The 17,679-nt window shown below is 59.3% G+C and carries 13 protein-coding genes; 10 read left to right on the top strand and 3 right to left on the bottom strand.

The window, feature by feature from the left end:
• Positions 1 to 36 precede the first annotated feature (36 nt).
• The 4 genes from WJU23_RS09270 (at position 37) to WJU23_RS09255 (ending at position 4,895) form a co-directional block, all read left to right on the top strand.
• Positions 37 to 1,500, top strand: a complete 1,464-nt coding sequence (locus tag WJU23_RS09270; RefSeq protein ID WP_346332273.1) for a hypothetical protein — start codon at positions 37 to 39, stop codon at positions 1,498 to 1,500.
• A gap of 106 nt (positions 1,501 to 1,606) precedes the next feature.
• A complete protein-coding gene (locus WJU23_RS09265; protein ID WP_346332272.1) occupies positions 1,607 to 2,521 on the top strand; it encodes a DUF58 domain-containing protein in 915 nt (304 codons plus the stop codon).
• 36 nt (positions 2,522 to 2,557) lie between these two features.
• On the top strand, positions 2,558 to 2,869 hold the full coding sequence (locus tag WJU23_RS09260; protein ID WP_346332271.1) for a hypothetical protein: 312 nt from the start codon (positions 2,558 to 2,560) through the stop codon (positions 2,867 to 2,869).
• Between the two features lie 178 nt (positions 2,870 to 3,047).
• On the top strand, positions 3,048 to 4,895 hold the full coding sequence (locus WJU23_RS09255; protein WP_346332270.1) for a VWA domain-containing protein: 1,848 nt from the start codon (positions 3,048 to 3,050) through the stop codon (positions 4,893 to 4,895).
• 31 nt (positions 4,896 to 4,926) lie between these two features.
• On the opposite strand, the gene WJU23_RS09250 is transcribed toward WJU23_RS09255, so the two are convergent.
• Positions 4,927 to 6,054 carry an Lrp/AsnC family transcriptional regulator gene (locus WJU23_RS09250; protein WP_346332269.1) on the bottom strand — a complete coding sequence of 376 codons (1,128 nt, stop codon included), beginning with the start codon at positions 6,052 to 6,054 and terminating at the stop codon, positions 4,927 to 4,929.
• Between the two features lie 210 nt (positions 6,055 to 6,264).
• Between WJU23_RS09250 and WJU23_RS09245 the strand changes: the two genes are divergently transcribed.
• Both WJU23_RS09245 and WJU23_RS09240 read left to right on the top strand, forming a co-directional pair.
• Positions 6,265 to 7,503 carry a nucleoside permease gene (locus tag WJU23_RS09245; RefSeq protein ID WP_346332268.1) on the top strand — a complete coding sequence of 413 codons (1,239 nt, stop codon included), beginning with the start codon at positions 6,265 to 6,267 and terminating at the stop codon, positions 7,501 to 7,503.
• Positions 7,478 to 7,957, top strand: coding sequence for a hypothetical protein (locus WJU23_RS09240; protein ID WP_346332267.1), 480 nt, complete (start codon positions 7,478 to 7,480; stop codon positions 7,955 to 7,957). The genes WJU23_RS09245 and WJU23_RS09240 overlap by 26 nt, the downstream gene beginning before the upstream one ends.
• Here WJU23_RS09240 and WJU23_RS09235 read toward each other — a convergent pair.
• The gene (locus tag WJU23_RS09235) at positions 7,954 to 9,234 is read right to left on the bottom strand and encodes an aspartate/glutamate racemase family protein (protein ID WP_346332266.1); all 1,281 of its coding nucleotides are present in this window, start codon (positions 9,232 to 9,234) and stop codon (positions 7,954 to 7,956) included. The two genes, WJU23_RS09240 and WJU23_RS09235, sit on opposite strands and share 4 nt — an antisense overlap.
• Before the next feature lie 164 nt (positions 9,235 to 9,398).
• On the opposite strand from WJU23_RS09235, the gene WJU23_RS09230 reads away from it, so the two are divergent.
• Together WJU23_RS09230 and WJU23_RS09225 are read left to right on the top strand one after the other, a co-directional pair.
• Positions 9,399 to 10,562 (top strand): PQQ-binding-like beta-propeller repeat protein, encoded by a 1,164-nt coding sequence (locus tag WJU23_RS09230; protein ID WP_346332265.1) that lies wholly within the window; start codon positions 9,399 to 9,401, stop codon positions 10,560 to 10,562.
• A gap of 59 nt (positions 10,563 to 10,621) precedes the next feature.
• Positions 10,622 to 12,640: a redoxin domain-containing protein gene (locus WJU23_RS09225; protein ID WP_346332264.1), complete on the top strand. Its 2,019-nt coding sequence runs from the start codon at positions 10,622 to 10,624 to the stop codon at positions 12,638 to 12,640.
• A 131-nt stretch (positions 12,641 to 12,771) separates the two neighbouring features.
• Here WJU23_RS09225 and WJU23_RS09220 read toward each other — a convergent pair whose 3' ends face one another.
• Positions 12,772 to 14,625 (bottom strand): N-acetylmuramic acid 6-phosphate etherase, encoded by a 1,854-nt coding sequence (locus tag WJU23_RS09220; RefSeq protein ID WP_346332263.1) that lies wholly within the window; start codon positions 14,623 to 14,625, stop codon positions 12,772 to 12,774.
• A 103-nt stretch (positions 14,626 to 14,728) separates the two neighbouring features.
• On the opposite strand from WJU23_RS09220, the gene WJU23_RS09215 reads away from it, so the two are divergent.
• Positions 14,729 to 15,460, top strand: coding sequence for an efflux RND transporter periplasmic adaptor subunit (locus WJU23_RS09215; RefSeq protein WP_346332262.1), 732 nt, complete (start codon positions 14,729 to 14,731; stop codon positions 15,458 to 15,460).
• A gap of 7 nt (positions 15,461 to 15,467) precedes the next feature.
• Positions 15,468 to 17,669 (top strand): efflux RND transporter periplasmic adaptor subunit, encoded by a 2,202-nt coding sequence (locus WJU23_RS09210; protein WP_346332261.1) that lies wholly within the window; start codon positions 15,468 to 15,470, stop codon positions 17,667 to 17,669.
• Positions 17,670 to 17,679 lie beyond the last annotated feature (10 nt).

Genomic DNA, 17,679 nt, shown 5'->3' with positions numbered 1-17,679 from the left:
TTTTACGCAGGCAAACAGGCTGATAATGATGCCGTCATGCGTCTTTTATGTGCCTGTTTCCTCCTTCCCTTCACGGTCTGGTCCGCCCCGGAGGACTGGTTTGGCATTCAGGTGGTGGATGCGCAGACGGGGCGCGGTGTACCGTTGATCAGCCTGACGACGACGAATCACCAGACCTTTGTAAGCGACAGTGCGGGCTGGATCGCCTTCCAGGAACCTGGGCTGATGAATGAGGAAGTGTTTTTCCACGTCAGCGGGCCGGGGTATTCGATGCCCAAAGACGGATTCGGTTATGCGGGGGTGCGAATCAAACCGAAGGCGGGTGAGCGCATTGAGGTGAAGGTGATGCGGCATAACATTGCGGAGCGAATGTACCGGGTCACAGGGCAGGGGATCTACCGGGATACGGCCCTGCTGGGACTGGAAAGCCCGCTGCCCAGGCCAAATCTGAATGCGGGTGTGATGGGGCAGGACAGTGTACAGGCCCTGCCTTGGAAGGGGCGACTGTTCTGGCTCTGGGGGGATACCAACCGGGCCAGCTATCCGTTGGGGAACTTTCATTGTACCTGTGCGTGGTCCGACCACCCGGCGAAGGGTGGGCTGGAGCCGGATGAGGGACTGTCTTTGGAATACTTGACGGAGGGTAAAGGTGAGCTGCGCAAAATGGTGCCGATGCAGGAGCCGGGGGTGGTGTGGGTTTTCGGGCTGCTGACGGTGACCGGGCCGGAGGAAAATGAAAAGTTGTTAGGTCATTATGGCCGGTTTGAACGCCTGGATAAACGGGTGGAGCATGGTCTGGTGGAGTTTGATGAGACGCGGGGCCATTTTGTGCCGGTTCTGCAACTGGGGGATGAATTTGACTGGCAGCATCCTGAGGGGAATGCGGTGCGGGTCAGCGGTGAGGAAGGAGATTATTTATACTTCAGCCAGAGCTTTGCGGTGACGCGGGTGGCGGCGGAATATGGGAGTGTTTTAAACCCGGCGGCTTATGAGGCGTTGGCCTGGTCTGAGGAAAAAGGCGAATATGTCTGGCAGAAGGACAAGCCGCCGGTGACCCAAGGGAGCGAGGCCAAAATGATCCGCGACGGAAAGATGCCTGCGGACAAGGCTCGACTACAAATCAAGGATGCAGCCACAGGCAAGGATGTACTGGTGCATCGGTGCAGCATCCAATGGAATGAATATCGCAAGCGCTGGATCATGATCGCCAATCAGAATATGGGCGAGGGCTCCATGCTGGGAGAGGTGTGGTATTCGGAGGCTCCAGCTCCAGAGGGCCCGTGGAGGAAGGCGGTCAAAGTGGCCAGTCATCCCAAGTACAGCTTTTACAATCCCCGGCATCATGCGTTCTTTGACCAGGATGGAGGACGGGTCATTTATTTTGAGGGCACCTATACGGAGACCTTTTCCGGGAATCCGGTGGCGACCCCGAGGTATGATTATAACCAGGTGATGTACCGGCTGAGTCTGGACGATGAGAGGCTGGCGTTTTTTGAATAAGGCCGATGGGTGAAAGGGCTGGGCATTCAGACCGTGTGTATAAGCGTTGCTTGCCGGTTGCTCATGAATACCCCCTGGTCTATACACCCCGAACACTCTGCGCCTGATGTCCAACGAACCCCTTGCCCGCGATGATCTCTTTGATGCGGCCTTTCTGGACCGGTTGAGATCCCTGGCGGTGCGCCTGCGGAAGCGGCGGTCCCTGATGCGGCGGGGTTCACAATCCAGCCCGGCAACGGGCTTTACGCGTGAGTTCAAGGACTACCGGCAATATACGCCACGGGAGGATTACCGGGCGATTGACTGGCGGCTGTATGCGCGTCTGGACAAGCTTTTTGTGCGGCTTTATGAGGAGACGCAGGAGCTGAACCTGCACATCCTGGTGGATACCAGCGGCTCCATGGCGGAGCCGCATGGGGAAAAGCGCCGCCAGGCTCTGCGCTTCGCCGTGGCCTTGGCCTATCTGGGGCTGGCCGGGCAGCAGCGGGTCAGCCTGTATTCGCTGAACGACACCGTGCGCCAGGAACTGCCGCCACTGCGAGGGCAGGGGAACATTGAGAAGATCATCCAGACGGCCACACGGTTGAAGTATGGCGGCTTTACGGACCTGGAGAGAGGCTTTACGGACTTTCATCCCACCCGGCAAAGGTATGGCGTGATCTTTGTGATCTCGGATTTCTTTGGCCGGGATGTCAATACGGCCGCCGAGGCCGTGAAGCGTGCTGCCGCCTGGCCCGGCGAGTGCCATTTTGTGCAGATCCTGCATCCGGAAGAAAGACAGCCTACCCTCGAAGGCGAGGTGGAGCTGGCCGAAGTGGAGACCGGTGAAAAACGCCGCTTCTGGCTGACCCGCCGCGATGTGCAGCGGTATGTGGACAGCTTCGATGCTTTCTGCGAGAACCTCTCCCGCGAGTGTGCGGCCCACCGCATTGACTTCATGCAGTGTGGTGCAGAGGAACCGTTTGAGGAACGCTTCCTGGATCTGCTGAACCGAGGCACAGCACTGGCAGGCGGGGTGTAGGATTGACCTGGGACCATCGAGCGTTATAATCTTTTCATGTCTCAGATTGCCATTTCACTGCCGGACGATCTTCAGTCGTTTGTGACGGAGGCTGTCCGTTCAGGGCGCTATTCCGATGAAGGTGAATTTGTCGTCAATGCTTTGTACAAAGCAATGGAAGAAGAGGAACTCGCATCATTAGACGAAGACGTGCTGAATCCGGAGGAGAGACAGAAATTACACATGCTGAGAAATGACATTCAGGCAGGGCTGGAACCGCTGAACCGTGGAGAAGGCATTGCAAACTTTGACTGGGATGCTTTTGTTCAGCGGATGCATCAAGAGCGCTCGACAGCCAAGTCTGACTAAGGCGTATGGCGGAGATTATCTATTCGCCTATCGCGATTGAAGATCTGCGTGATGTGTGGCATTACGTTGTATCCTGTGGGCAAATATTGCCTGTTCTATCGCCAGATTAAAGATGGAATCGAAGTTGTCCGAATTATTCATTCTTCCCGGGACTTGAACCGGATCCAATTCTAATCCGATGCATTTCCTAACCCCTCATCTTCTGCATCTGGCCTGGCTGGCGCTGATTCCGCTGGCTTTGTACCTGTTCAGGAAGAAAGCTCGGCGGGTGCCGGTTTCGACGTTGCTATTTTTCCGTTCACTTTCGCGGGAGCATCAGGAGTCGGCGTGGCTGCGGCGAATTAAAAAATGGCTGTCGTTGCTGCTGACACTGCTGGTGATCCTGTTTGCCGTCCTGGCGCTGGCGCGGCCGGTTGGGGATGCGGGCAAGGATTCGCCGGGCGCGGTGATTGTGGTGGTGGACCGCTCGGCCTCGATGGCGGCTAAGGATATGGCTGGACGCACGCGGGTGGAGGAGGCGCGGCGGGTGATGCGCGACCGGCTGAGCCGCCTGCCTGACCAGGTGGTGGTTTCACTGGTGGCTTACGATGCCAAAGCCCAGGTGCTGCTTTCCCGCAACAGCAACCGGCGCGAGTGCCTGCGGCTGCTGGATGAGATCACCCCCCTGCCGATGGAGGGCCGTCCGGATGCGGCCAGGACCGTGGCACAGCGATTGGCTGAACTGGAAACGGGATCGCAGGTCTGGCATGTGGGCGATGAGGCGTGGCTGGATACGGACGGGCTGGCTTATGACTTCACCAGCGTGGCCCTGCCGAGCCTTACGAATGTGGGAATCACGGGTTTTCAGATTCGGCCGGCACCGCTGGCCCGCGACCGGTATGAGGGATTCGTACAAGTGACGGCTGCGGCGGCGAATCCGGGCAAGGTGACGGCGACCCTGGAGATCAACCTTGGCGGCAGGCTGGCGCAATTGCGGGAGCTGGAACTGGAGCCTGGGGAGGCAAGTGCGCTGATCCTGCCGCTGGAAGGCGTGCGCGGTCAGCGTGTGGAACTGCGGCTGAAGGCGGCGGGAGACTGCCTGAGCTGGGATGATGCTGTGGCGGCTCCACTGCCGAACGCCAGGCCGCTGGTGGTGGCCTGGGTAGCGGATCAGCCGGATCCGTTCACGGAACTGGCGATGACTTCCATGATTGAGGCGGGGCGGATCGAGATGCTCAAAGGCACACCCGCCGCCTGGCCGATGAAGGACAAGCCGGATGTGTATGTCTTTGAGCAATGGCTGCCGGAGGAATGGCCCACGGATCGGCCAGTCATCGCGCTGAACCCGGTCAAAACGGCTGGACCGGTGCAGATGAAGCGCCTTCAGGGACTGGGGCTTCCGCATGACAGCGTACGCAGTGTGGCACCGGATCATCCGGTGCTGTTTCGTGTCTCCGCCAGCCGCCTGGCCATCACGCAAACAGGCGTCCTGGACCTGGGAAGTTCCTTTGAACCCTTGTGGATGGCAGGAACGGAGCCCGTGCTGGCGACAGGGGAGGTCAATGGCCAGAGGGTCGTGGTGAGTGCCTTTTCACCGGCGCGGTCAGAGCAATTGGCGCTACTTCCGGCCTTCCCCCTGATGCTGGGCAATGCGCTCTACTGGTGCGCGGAGAACAACGATGCGACTTCCGGCCTCCGGGTGCAGCATCCGGGGGATCTTTTGGAGGAATCTGGTCTGCTCCAATGGACGGAATGGAACGGAACTCAGTTTGTCGAGACGTCCGAATCCATCCCGGCAGGCCTGCTGGCCATCCAGCGCATCGGCTCATGGCAGACGGCGGATGGCAGGGCAGGGGCCAGTGTGCTGGCCTCCGCCATGGAAACGAATGTTCCCGCTAAAAAAGCAGAAGCGAATACGGCTGCATCGTCTCTGCCAAAGATCACCGGCTCCAGCGGCCTGGGCAATCTCTCGCGCGTCCTAATTTGGGGGCTGCTCGGAGTATTGCTGCTGGAGAGCTTTTTGTTTCATCGCAAGGCGGTGTATTGACCGCCTTGCTTCGCCCATCACCCGGCAAAAATCAAATCACCGGACCTTCCACACCCGCCCATTTTTTGTGCCACTCACGATAGATGATGGGGCTGATCTCGCTGGGCTTGATCTCGCTGCGGCCACCCCAGAAGACATTGGTGTATTCGACCGGGATTCCGATGGAGGCCAGGTGCTCATCAATGGCGGCCTTGTGTTTCATGATGAGGTCTTTGTCGGTGCCGTGCACCACGCCCATGATGTTGACATTGCCAAAGCGGGGGCCGCCTTCACGCCAGTAGCAGTGGGTCATGATGGTGTGACGGCCCACTTCGCTGCCACCGCGCTCCTGCAAGCCCTCAGGTACTTTCCAATGGAAGAGGCCGTTGAAGCGAGTAACACGCACTCCGGTCTGGCTGGGCTTCACATGCTCCAGGAAGGTGGAGAAGCGGCCAATGACGCCCTTTTTGTCCAAGTTCTTCGCCACTTCACAGAAGCGCTCCAGCGTGGTGCCGGCAGCTTCCGCGCGGCCTGCCCAGGGCTCCGGGCCGATCTCGTCCACGGAAAGCTCGCCCTTCAGATGCAGCAGGACGTTCCATTCTTCCTCGTCCAGATCGGCGATGTTGGTGGTCATCATCTTGGCGGGGACGTCGGCCTTTTCACCAGGCTCCATCGTCTTGCGGCGGACGTGGCCGACGCCGAGGGCAAAGATGCCGTGGGCGGGCATGAGCAGGTATTCCTCAGCACCGGTGAGGCGCTTCAGCACGTCGGCGTGCTCGGTCATGTCTGTGCCCTGGGGGACTTTGAGCGTGGTCCAGAGCTTGTATTCACTGCCGCTGACTTCGCGGTCGGTGGAGCGCAGGACGACGTGGCCGCTGAAGGGGTCCTCTTTGAACATAAATTCAAAGGCGGCATCAAGCTTGTCATTCGGAATCTTCCAGGCGACGAGGGCACCTTCGGCCAGCTTGTTGGCCAGCAGGGTCTGGCGCACCCGGCGGATGACTCCGCCCTGAACCATGGCGCGGATGCGCTCCACCACAGTCTCAAACGGCAGACCGCTCTCTTCGGCGATGAACTGGAAAGGATGCTGGTGGAAGCCCTTCACACGGTCCTCGCTCACCGCCAGAATGCGGGCGTTGGTTTCTTCGGTGTGTTCGATGGGGAGGGTGTCGGCGGTCATGTGAAGGAAAGGGTCGGATAGCATGGCTACATCCAAACACGCCATGCGGGGATGCATTCTTAGCGCGCTGGCCGCGAATGACAAGGACGGCGTGCTCTTGGCCAAAGCCGGTCCAAACGGGTCGTGAACGAAAAGCAAAGAGCCCTGTCAGGAATCCTGTCTTGCCAGCGTTGGTTACGCTCCCTATTCTCGCCGCCTTATTCCCGATCTATGAAATCCCCTGCTGCCAAAAAGCTGTTCGTCATGATGGTCCTGGAGTTTTTTATCTGGGGGGCGTGGCTGCCGCTGATCTGGGGGTATATGGGAAAGGACGGGCTAAATTTTACAGATGCGCAGATCACCTGGGTGGGCAGTGCGTTCGCCATCTCCTCCATCCTGGGAATCTTTTTCAGCAACCAGTTTGCCGACCGGAATTTCGCGGCGGAAAAGTTCATGTCATTCAGCCACCTTGTCGGCGGTCTGGCGATCATGGGCATGTATTGGGCGAAAGATTTCCCCACCTTCTTTGGGCTGATGCTGGTGCACTCGATGCTTTATGTGCCGACGATTTCCGTGTCCAATTCCATTGCCTTCACGCATTTGAAGGATGCGCAGAAGGAGTTTGGCCTGGTGCGCATGGGTGGAACCATCGGCTGGATGCTGGCAGCGTGGCCACTTTATTTTGTGCTGGAAGGCAAGGCGGGGGCTGAGGCGGTGTCGGCCAGCCGCAATATTTTCCTGGTTTCCGGCATCTCCTCCCTGGTGTTGGCGGTATTCAGCCTGAGCCTGCCCCACACACCGCCAAAACCCGCCAAGGCAGGAGAAAGCGGTTTTGCCTGGCTGCATGCGGTGAAGTTTTTGAAGAAGCCGTTTCTCCTGGTGCTGTTCATTGTCACCTTCATTGATTCCACCATTCACAACGGGTACTTCCTGATGGCTGGCGGGTTCCTGGGCAGCTCCACGGTGGGCATTGACGCGCAGTGGATCATGCCGGTGATGAGCATTGGCCAGATTGCGGAAATCATTACGATGGCCATGCTGGGCTGGTTCCTTTCCCGAATGGGCTGGAAAACGACGATGATCCTAGGGGTGTTGGGCCACGCGGCGCGGTTTGCGGTGTTTGCCTTCATGCCGGAAAACCAGACGATGATTATCCTGGTGCAGGTGCTGCATGGCATCTGCTATGCCTTCTTCTTTGCCACGCTGTACATTTTCATTGATGCGGCATTCCCCAAAGACGTGCGGTCCAGTGCGCAGGGACTCTTCAACCTGCTGGTGCTTGGTCTGGGAGACCTGGCAGCAAAATGGATTTTCATTCCGCTGCAAGGCAGCCTGACCACGGACGGGGTGGTGAATTACCGCGAGCTTTTCCTCTGGCCGACGGGAATGTCACTGGCTGCTGCCGTGCTGCTTCTGTTCGCCTTCTGGCCACCGAAGGATCTGGATGCTCCGGCTGAAGTGGGGCATTAAGATTACAGAGGCTTCATTTGGAAATCCGGCGGAGTTTGCTCTGCCGGATTTTTGCTTTTCATTCTGTTGTCCCTTAGCGATGCTGATCGTCGCTATGACAAAATCTTCCCATACGATCTTGGATCTGGATAATGTTGCGGATGTGGAAATCGTCGTTCCACGTGCCACGGATCTTTTGATGCGCGTTAAAAGACCACCACGCGAAGTAAGATGGCGCTATGTCATTCCGGGAATCACGAGCGTTGCCATTGCTTCCATTTTCATGGCGGTTGAAGGTCGCCTAGGATGGAATGTTTATTTTTGGATGGGAATGGCTATTTTCTATTTCCTTGGAGAAGGCTGGCAACGTCAGCGTGACCGGCAGGAACTGATGGTGGATTTGCTGGAGGCGCTGGTCGCTCAAAACAATGAGTTTCGGCGGCAGTTGCTGAATCTCGAGCGGGCTAAAAACTAACGGCTGCCCATGCTTTTCCAGACGGCGGGCAGGCGGCCTTCGACGAGCTTGCGGCCGACGGCGGGGAGGTCATCGCGACGGAGGGGGGCATTGACGGTGTCTTCGCGATCCAGGGCACCGGTCTCGCGACCGTATTTGAAGTCTTTTTCCAGACCGCCTTCCGGGGTGAGGGGGAGGTTTTTTCTGAGCGGGTTGGGGAAGGAGAGGTAGAACAAATCGGGTTCTGTGGGCGGGGGGCGGCGACGCAGGCGGGCGGAGGCGAGGGTGCGGAAGAGCTCACGGGCGGTCCATTCGGCGGGATCCACAAAAGTGACCTCGGGGGCGATGAGGCTGCTGAAGGCGGGGTCCATGCGATGGGCGGTCAGTGCGGCGGTGAGCTCGGCTTTGGCCAAGGGGAAATGGGTGCAGCCGAGAACCAGGGTGCTGAGGGGAAGGGGATTGGCCGTTTTGCGATGAGCCTCCAGCAGGGCGCGGATGTCATCATAGGCGCAGTCGCCGACGGATTGCGTGAAGACGGGATCGCCCTCAATGACCCCAGCCAGGGCGATGCTGCCCTGCTGGGTGATGGAGGGAACGGGTCTGCCTGCGAGGCCCAGTGTCTGGCCGATGACGCGCGGATAGGCTCCGCTGGCACAGGTGCCGACGGTGGCCAGCACACCGATGCTGCCGGAGGCTGCGGGTCTGGATTCTTGCACGCCACGGGCTCCAGCTTCGACCACGCCGACGACTTTGACCGGGACCTTCCAGGCTTGAAAAATGGCCCTAATGTCTTCGATTCCATAGGCTGTGGCGGTGTTGCACGCGATGACCACGGCTTTTACCGGCGGCTTGTCCTGGCGGAAGGTCTGGCTCTTCGGGTCGAACCATCGGCGGCCCAGCAGAAAGGTGGCGTCTTTGAGAATCAGCTCCCGGAGGTAGTCGGTTTTGCCAGCGCTGGAGTAGTTGCCGTAGGGCATGTTGGCCTGATCGCCAAAGTAGATGAAGCGCTCATTCTCGAAATCAGGCCGTCCATCCGCGCCGGGGTTTAGCGTGTCATTGTGATAGGCATCCAATGTCAGGATCGCTTCCAAAACGGTGAGTCCGCCGATGCCGGAATCGAAGACGCCGATGGGCAGGTCTTTGAGGTCAGCATCCGGTGAATAAACCGAGGCATCGTAACTGTAGGCGACAGTGCCTGCGGAGTTAGCCTTTCCATGTTTGATGAAGTTTTCAACCAGCGGCTCTGCGGCAAACATCGAGGCGCTGAGGCTGAGGGATAACAGGAAGCCAAGTTTCATGTCGGGAGTACACCTGCAAAGAAGGTGGCGGTCAATAAATGTTGGATATAAAGACAGGTCTGTCTATGTTCTGCCAACCGACATTTGAACGGACGTTCCTGGAACATCCGGCCGGACATGGCCGTTTACTCGTATTCATTCCTATGCGCCCTCTTTTGTCTTCGATGAAGCTCCTTCTCCATCCCTTGTGTGCCTTCGCCCTGTTTGCCTTCTTTTCGAGCGCTGAGATCAAAGGGCAGACGGCGGGAGATTGGGTCCATTCGCGTGGCAATGAGGCGATGACGGGGGTCTCGGCAGTGGAATTGCGTTATCCACTGGAACTGGCCTGGCAGTTCAAGATGCAGGAGAAGCCCAAAGGGCAGGCGGAAATGCTGGTTAGCAGTGCGGTGGTGCGTAATGCCAAAGTTTATGCTGGGTGCAAAGACGGCAAGTTTTATGCTCTTGATCTGGCGACGGGTGAAAAGAAGTGGGAGGTGACGGCCAAAGGTGGTTTTGATGGTGCGGCCTCGTTTGCAGGAGATCTGGTGGTGGCAGGCTGCCAGGATGGTTTTGTCTATGCCTGGAATGCGGAAACTGGAGCGGAGGTGTGGAAGTACGAAACGGATGCGGAGATCCATGCGGCCTCCAATACCTGGACCGATCCAAAAACCGGGGTGCAGAAAATCCTCATCGGCAGCTATGACTACAACGTCTATTGCCTGGATGCGAAGACGGGGAAAAAGGAATGGGCGGCGGAGACGGGTTATTACATCAATGGCGGTGCGGCGGTGGGGGATGGGGTGGTGGTCTTTGGCGGCTGTGACAGCGTGCTGCACGTGCATGATGTGATGACCGGTGAGGAGAAGCGGCAGATCGAGGTGGGCTCCTACATTGGCAACAACGTGGCCATTGCTGACGGAGTCGTGTATGTTTCCCATTATGGCAGCCGCGTGGGGGCGTATAACCTGGAAGACGGGGCGCTCATCTGGGAATACGGGCAGCGGGAATTTGAATTTTATGCCGGGCCGGCGATCTGGGAAAACGGGGTGTTTGTCGGCGGGCGCGACCGTCGTTTCCATGCCATTGACCGGGTGAAGGGAACCATGCTGTGGGAATACCGCTGCCGCGGGCGTGTGGACAGCAGCGCGGTGATTTGCGCGGGGAAAGCGGCCTTGTTTGGCAGCGATGACGGTTATGTGTATGCGCTGGATCTCAAGGAGGGCAAGGAGCTGTGGCAGTATGAAATCGGCGCCTCGGTGAAAACATCGCCCGCTGTGGCGGGGGACTATGTGCTCTTTGGTGCGGATGACGGGATGATGTATTGCTTTAAAAACGCGCCAGCTAAATAAACAAAAAACATCCGCCCCTGTCATACAATTCCTGCGCTCCCGTCACCCAGCAGCATTGCATGAAACGCGCTCCTCTGTTCTTAGCCCTCCTTGTCTCGGGAAATTTCCTCGGCCAGCCGGCTGCCGCTAAAACCGGCATCGCGGCTTTCGACAACCTGGATAAAAACGAAGACGGCCTGCTGACGGCGGATGAGGTGACGAATCCCCGCTGGATGCGCTTTCTGGACCAGGACGGCAACGGCAGCGTCACCCTGGCGGAGGCGACTGAGGCCATGCTGAAACTGCGCAAAAAAGGCGAGCCCGTGCCCGACACCACCCCGGTGAAACCAGCCAGCGAAGATCCCGCCCTGACGGAAGCACCAGTCATTTTAAAAGGCTCCGAGCATGGCGTGGGCCACCTCGTCCCGGATCTCACGCTGAAAGACAGCAGCGGCAAAGAGCAACCATTCAGCCAGCATCTGGCGGAAGGGCAGGGCATCATCCTCGCCTTTTTCGGCGCCACCTGTCCCATCAGTGGCAAGCTGGGGCCGGAACTGGCGCGCTTGGAAAAGGATGCCGCCGCCAAAAAGATCCGCATGCTTCTCGTCTGTCCCGTCGCCACGGAAACGATTGAGGACATTCAAAAATTCACCGCTGTCCACAGCCTGAAGTCCCCCGTCATCCATGATGCGGAGGGCCGGCTGACCGCCACACTGGCCGCCACCACCACCACGGAGGTCTTTCTTCTCGATGCCGCCCGCACGCTCGTCTATCGTGGTGCCGTCAATGACCAGTACGGACTGGGTTATTCCAAGGACAAGCCTAACAAGACGTATCTTCGCGATGCCATCGCCGCCATGCTGCGCAACGAGGTCCCGGCCATCGCCGCCACCACCGCACCAGGTTGCGAACTGGACTTCAAAAAAGAGGCCGCTATCGCCCAGACCTCCGTCACTTATCATCACCAGATCTCCCGAATCCTGCAGGCCAACTGCGTGGAGTGTCATCGCAAGGATGCCGTTGGCCCTTTCAGCCTGGAGAGCTATGAGGATGTTATTGAGAATGCAGGCATGATCCGCAAGCAGGTGGAGCGCGGGGTCATGCCACCCTGGTTCGCCGCCGCGCCGCCGGACGGCCAGCACTCCCCGTGGCTGAATGACGTCTCTCTTTCTCCTCAGGATAAAACGGATCTGCTCACCTGGCTGGCCAGCGACCGTCCCCTGGGCAATCCCGCCGATGCGCCGAAGCCGCGTCAGTTTCCTGAAGAATGGTCCATCGGCCAGCCGGACCTGATTGTGCAACTCCCGAAACCCGTCAGCATCAAGGCCGAAGGTGTCATGCCTTATCAGTTCGTCACCACCACCACCACCCTGGAGGAGGACCGCTGGGTGCAGGGATACGAGATCATGCCCACGGACCGAAGTGTGGTCCACCACGTCATCGTCCAGGTGCATCCCAAAGGCAGCAACGTGCGCGACCGGGGTGAAGGAGCGGAAGGTTACTGGGCTGCCTATGTACCTGGAAATGCCGCCCGTGTCTGGCCGGATGGCTTTGCCAAAAAGCTGCCCGCCGGTGCCACGGTGAGTTTTCAGATTCATTACACCCCCAATGGCAAAAAGACTCAGGACCAGCTCCGCATGGGCCTCGTCTTTGCCAATGCGGAACCACGTTACGTGGTCCATACTGCTGCTGTCGCCCATCCACGTTTAAACATCCCCGCTGGCGAGGGCAATCATATCGAGGTGAAAGAGCAGACGGTGCCCCGTGACATGAACGTCATGGCCTTCATGGCCCACATGCATGTGCGCGGTAAAGCCTTCAAGTTTGAGGTCACCCCTCCTGGCGGCGAGAGAGAAGTCCTGCTGGACATACCCCGTTATGACTTCAACTGGCAGCTACGATATGACTGCGCCGTGCCCAAGTTTCTGGCCAAAGGCAGCAAGGTGAAAATCACCGCCGTTTTTGACAACAGCGAAAACAACCCCGCCAACCCCGATCCCACCAAAAACGTCCGCTGGGGCCAGCAGACCTATGATGAAATGATGATCGGCTACTTTGAATACTACACACCGAACAACCGGGATGTGGCAGCGAAGTGATGCGGGCACTCCTGCCTGCAACGAAGGCCAATGGAGATAAACACACCTTGAGGTTCAGCCCGGAATAAAAAGGTGTTTGCAGATCAGGAACAGCCAGGGGCATCAAAGAATTGCAGGCAAGAGTGCCCGCATCACTTCAGCCTCTCATAAGCCTCCTTCACCTGCCAGCCCGTTGCTTGCAGCGCCGCCCTTGACTCGTCCTGGCTGCATCCCGTCAGCTCCGCCAGGATGCGCAGGGCACGGTCACGCAACTTCACATTCGAAGGGTTTAGGTCCACCATCAGGTTGCTGATCACCTTGCCCACCTGGGTCATGGCCAGGGTGGTGATGAGGTTGAGCACCAGTTTCGTCGCGGTGCCGGATTTCAGCCGGGTGGAGCCGGTGAGTACTTCCGGACCCACATTGGGGATGATGAGCACCTTCGGTTTCCAGGCGTCGTGAGGGATCTTCTTTGTCGCTGTGCGGATGGCCGGGTTAAAACAAAGCAGGGCCGTGAAAGCGCCACGCTCATTGGCCTCATGAATGGCTCCCCACACAAAGGGCGTCCGGCCGCTGGCCGCGATGCCAAGAAGCACATCGTCCCGGCCTAGCTGGCGATGCTTCATCGCCGTGGCCCCGGCCTGCGCATCATCTTCCGCGCCTTCCACAGCACTCCACAATGCCTGCCGCCCGCCTGCAATGATCCCTTGGACCTGCTCCCTGGGCGCACGGAAGGTGGGCGGGATCTCGCTCGCATCCAGCACCCCCAGCCTGCCGCTGGTGCCTGCACCGGCATAAAAAAGACGGCCTCCGTTTTCAAATGCCCGCACCACCTGCGCCACCACCTGGCTGATCGCCCGCTTCTCTTTGAGGATGGCATCAGGGATCAGGGCATCCTCACTTAGCATCAGTTCGATGCCCTTGACGATGCCCAAGCGATCCAGCTTCATGGAGCGTGGATTGCGCTTCTCTGTGGGGGATTCCTTCAGCACCGCCAGGTCTGCGATGGAAGCGGGAAGCTCCAACGATGATGAAGTTACCTTGATCTCTCGCGTCACGCGCCTCGGGGCAGGGGAGGCATTCGAAAACGCCGCCCTCGCCAGGTTCACTGCGCCAAAGACAGACGGCCCTTTGAGCGGGCTCACTTGTGCTTTTGGCCAGCAGGCCCGGATACGCCGCGTCACATCCTTCATGAAGCCAGGATTCCTCAGCATCACGCCGCCATTGAGGATAAACTCCATCGGCCCACCCACTTCCATAAGCTGGCTGGCGCAGGCACAGGCATCCTCCGCCAGCATCGCAGCGGAATCACTGAGGATCTTTTTGGCCAGTGCATCCTTTTGTTCCGCCACGGCAAAGACTGTGATGGCAAGCTGGGCGATCTCCGTCTTGGGTGCATGGACTGACCAGGGGATGAGCTGGTCGGGATCATTAAACATCAGCGCATTCAGCATCGCTGCCCCCAGCGGACCCATGCGCCCCCGGTGGTCCAGGTCTGCCATCACCGCCCGCAGCGCACGCAGGCCGATGTCACAGGCGCTGCCCCGGTCTCCGATGATGTGCCCGCGCCCGCCCACTTTGGCCGTGCGGCCATCCGGTGTCCGGCCAAAACAGCAGGAACCCGTACCGCTGAGCACCAGCACTCTCGGTATCTCCTGGGTTGGTGCAGGAGCCGCTGCCAGCGCCGTCTCCAGGTCATTCGTGGCCACGCAGGGGATCCCCGGCCACACCCTCACCGTGGCCCGCCGCAGACGCTCCTGGTCCGCCGCCGTCCGCGCTCCGGCGAGTCCGATGCCGATGGCCTCGGGCTTGAGCGGCAGCCGCCCCGCGATGTCCCGCAAGTGCCAGCGCAGTTCCCGGTCGGTCATCAGGGAGAGCACCGCCGGCTGCGCCTGAAAGGCTTTCAACGTGCTGCCTGTTCCATCCACCAGCCGCACCGTTGTCCGCGTGCCGCCGCCCTCGATGCCGAGCAGCACAGGAGATGTCACGGGAGGAGCGGGTTTCATGCGGCGATCTTAGACGAGCTTTGGCGATTGCCAAATCCATCTCCATTTTACACGTGCAAGACGCATGCATATCGGGACACTGTCGCGTATCTTATTGTCACAAATGCGTCTTTTCTTCTCCACACTCCGCATCTGTCTGCCGCTGGTAATGCTTGCCACAGTTGTCCAGGCCGGTGTGGTGCCTGGTCTCATTCTGCCCCTGCATGAGGTCAAAGTTGGCACTCCGGTGGAAGGCCTGGTCCGTGAGATCCTGGTGGATGAAGGCGATACCGTCGAGTCCGGCCAGCCCCTCGTCCATCTCGTTGATGACTTGGAAAAGCTGGATGTCGAGCGCGCGGAAAAGGTGTTGGAGAAAGCCAAGTTTGATCACGAAGCCGCGCAAAAGCTGCTCAAGGAAAACATCGGCACCCGCGAGGAAGCGCTGCGCAAAAGCATTGAGCATGACCTGGCCCGCATCCAGCGGGATGCCGCCGTCGTGAGGGTGAAGCAAAAGACGCTTACCGCCCCGCTGCAAGGCGTCGTCGTCAGCCGGGGCAAGGAGCCGGGTGAGGCCGTGCAGCTTCATGAAGTGCTGCTGCAAATCGTCCACATTCGCCAGGTGGAAGCGCAGTTTTATCTGGAGCCCGCCCAGGCGCTGAATTTGAAAATGGGAGATCAAAAAAAGCTCCTGGTCCCCTCTTTGCCCGAGCCGGGCGAGATCACTGGCGAAGTCGTTTTCCTCGATCCCCGGCTGGATGCGGAAAGCGGCCTCTACCGGGTCAAGCTGCGCGTGGACAATGCGGACCTCCGCCTCAAGGCCGGCATGAGGGTGGAGGCAGATTTCGCCAAACCATAAGTGGAACATGACAGCGGCACTGTCCATCACTGAGGTCGTCGGGGAGGCCCCCTCATCCACGGATGACATCGTGCCATCGGCCCTCAGGTCAGACCTGGCCATCAGCCATCAACTTTTCGAAGGCCGCGCTTTCGCCATCATTAAGGATCCGCTCTCGCTCAAATACTTCCGTCTGCCTGCGGAGGATTATGCGCTGGCCGCCCTCTTCGACGGCAGGCGCTCCGTCCGCCAGATCCGCGAGACCTTTTCCCGCAGCCATCCGCACACCGGTCTGGCTCAAAATGAGGATGCACTCACGCAGCGCATCGTTGCTTTTGCCACGGAACTTCTCACCGCAGGATTTCTAGAAGCCACCGCTGCCGGTGCCCGCCGCCAGCTTGAGCTGAAGCGCCTGCGCCACAAGCCCTTGACCCCGTGGGGCCTGTTCATGAAGGCGCTGTTTTTGAAGATCCCGTTGTGGGATCCAGATGTGCTGCTCATCCGCATGGAGCGCCACATGCGCTGGATATGGAGCTGGGGAGGCTTCGCTCTCAGCATGATCATTCTGCTGGCGGGTATCGCCGTGTTTGCGGTGAATTTTCCACGCATCGCCCCGTCTCTGAATGACTTCCTCAGCCTGCCGAATCTGGCCCTCGTCTGGGTGCTCACCATTCTGGTCAAGGTTATCCATGAATTTGGTCACGGCCTCACGTGCAAGCACTACGGCGGCGAGGTCCATGAAATGGGGGCCATGCTCCTTGTCTTCAGCCCTTTTCTGTATGCCGATGTCACCGACAGCTACTTGTTCCCCAAACGGCGGCATCGTATTCTTGTCGCTGCGGCAGGCATCTACATTGAGCTCATCATCGCGGCCATTGCCACCCTTCTTTGGGCGGTCTCGCAGCCAGGTCCCACACAGCAGCTTCTGTTTAACCTCATGCTCATCACCAGTGTGTGGACCATCCTTTTTAATGCGAACCCGCTGATGAAGTTCGACGGCTATTACATGCTCACCGACATCCTCGGCGTGCCGAATCTGCGTGCGAAGGCGCAGATGTGCGTCAGCGACCTTTTTCGCCGGGTCTTCTTCGGCGGCGGCACGCCCCCGGCGGTGGAAAGGCTGCTGCCACGGAAAAATCGTGGATGGTTCGTCTTGTATAGCATCACCGCCCAGCTCTACCTGCTGCAGATCACCCTCGGCATTGCGATGATCTTCCATTTCCTGCTGGAGCCTTATGGCCTGAGCTGGCTGGGGGATGCCATCGGTGCTGGGGCGGTGGTCTCCATGTTAATCGTGCCCGTGAGCAGCTTCTTCAAAAAACAGTTCGCCCAGTCCGCCTCCACCCCGGGTGCCTGGCGGCGGCCGCTGCGTGCCTTTGGCCTGCTGGCGGTGATCATTGCCGGCCTCCTGTTCTGCCCCTGGCAGATCAAGGTGGAACGCCCCGCCGTGCTCCGTCCCGTACGGGCTGAATGGATTCGCGCTGAAGTTCCTGGCCGGATGGTGGAGATCAAAGTGGTCGCTGGACAAACCGTCGCGGCAGGTGATGTCGTGGCCGTCCTGTCCAATGTCCAATTGACCAGCGAGGTGGAAAAGAGCCGCCTCCTGGTCGAGCGCGCCCGCCGCCAGCTTGACATGACTCTTGGTGCCGATGCCCCCGCTTATTACCAGCAGGCCAAAGCCGCCCTCGCCGAGCAAGAAGTGGCCCTGGCTGAGTCGGAGCGCCTGGCCGCTAAGCTCACCCTCCGGGCCACGGAAACCGGCATCGTCCTGACACCGGATTTGGAGCGCCTCATGGCTGGCAGCATGCGCCCTGGCGATGCCCTCTGCGAGATCGCCCCGCTGCAGCCGCTCCAGCTTTTTATCCCGCTCAATGAACGCCACGCCCGCCACATCCGCGCTGGGCAAAAGGTGGAACTGCGTGTCCCTGCGCGGTCCACGCGAACCTATGAAGGCCAGGTCACCGAAGATCTGAAAACCGCCCCTGCCACCGAGCTGCCGCCCAACCTCATCGCCACCCTCGGCGGAGATGTCGCGGCCCAGCCCGATGCCGACGGCAATCTTATGCCGTTGGAGGTCACGTATGGTGTCCTCGTCTCCCTGCCCAACGCAGACGCCAGCCTGCGCCCCGGTATGACCGGCACCGCCCGCATTCATGGCGATACCCTCCGCATCTGGCAGGTCCTGTGGCTGGAGGTGCTGGACTTCGTCAGCCTGGATTATCGTCTGTAAGCGCCGTAGC

It is taken from the genome of Prosthecobacter sp. SYSU 5D2, from assembly GCF_039655865.1.
GTDB lineage: Bacteria > Verrucomicrobiota > Verrucomicrobiia > Verrucomicrobiales > Verrucomicrobiaceae > Prosthecobacter.
Note: the sequence above shows the minus strand (reverse complement) of the source record. Positions and strands in the feature narration are given on the sequence as shown.

What these genes read in the sequence shown, in the direction of transcription:
- WJU23_RS09215 (WP_346332262.1), top strand. Translation starts at nt 14,729, where the DNA reads ATGCGTCTTTTCTTCTCCACACTCCGCATCTGTCTGCCGCTGGTAATG.
- WJU23_RS09265 (WP_346332272.1), top strand. Translation starts at nt 1,607, where the DNA reads ATGTCCAACGAACCCCTTGCCCGCGATGATCTCTTTGATGCGGCCTTT.
- WJU23_RS09230 (WP_346332265.1), top strand. Translation starts at nt 9,399, where the DNA reads ATGAAGCTCCTTCTCCATCCCTTGTGTGCCTTCGCCCTGTTTGCCTTC.
- WJU23_RS09210 (WP_346332261.1), top strand. Translation starts at nt 15,468, where the DNA reads ATGACAGCGGCACTGTCCATCACTGAGGTCGTCGGGGAGGCCCCCTCA.
- WJU23_RS09270 (WP_346332273.1), top strand. Translation starts at nt 37, where the DNA reads ATGCGTCTTTTATGTGCCTGTTTCCTCCTTCCCTTCACGGTCTGGTCC.
- WJU23_RS09220 (WP_346332263.1), bottom strand. Translation starts at nt 14,625, where the DNA reads ATGAAACCCGCTCCTCCCGTGACATCTCCTGTGCTGCTCGGCATCGAG.
- WJU23_RS09255 (WP_346332270.1), top strand. Translation starts at nt 3,048, where the DNA reads ATGCATTTCCTAACCCCTCATCTTCTGCATCTGGCCTGGCTGGCGCTG.
- WJU23_RS09250 (WP_346332269.1), bottom strand. Translation starts at nt 6,054, where the DNA reads ATGACCGCCGACACCCTCCCCATCGAACACACCGAAGAAACCAACGCC.
- WJU23_RS09260 (WP_346332271.1), top strand. Translation starts at nt 2,558, where the DNA reads ATGTCTCAGATTGCCATTTCACTGCCGGACGATCTTCAGTCGTTTGTG.
- WJU23_RS09240 (WP_346332267.1), top strand. Translation starts at nt 7,478, where the DNA reads ATGCTCCGGCTGAAGTGGGGCATTAAGATTACAGAGGCTTCATTTGGA.
- WJU23_RS09245 (WP_346332268.1), top strand. Translation starts at nt 6,265, where the DNA reads ATGAAATCCCCTGCTGCCAAAAAGCTGTTCGTCATGATGGTCCTGGAG.
- WJU23_RS09225 (WP_346332264.1), top strand. Translation starts at nt 10,622, where the DNA reads ATGAAACGCGCTCCTCTGTTCTTAGCCCTCCTTGTCTCGGGAAATTTC.
- WJU23_RS09235 (WP_346332266.1), bottom strand. Translation starts at nt 9,234, where the DNA reads ATGAAACTTGGCTTCCTGTTATCCCTCAGCCTCAGCGCCTCGATGTTT.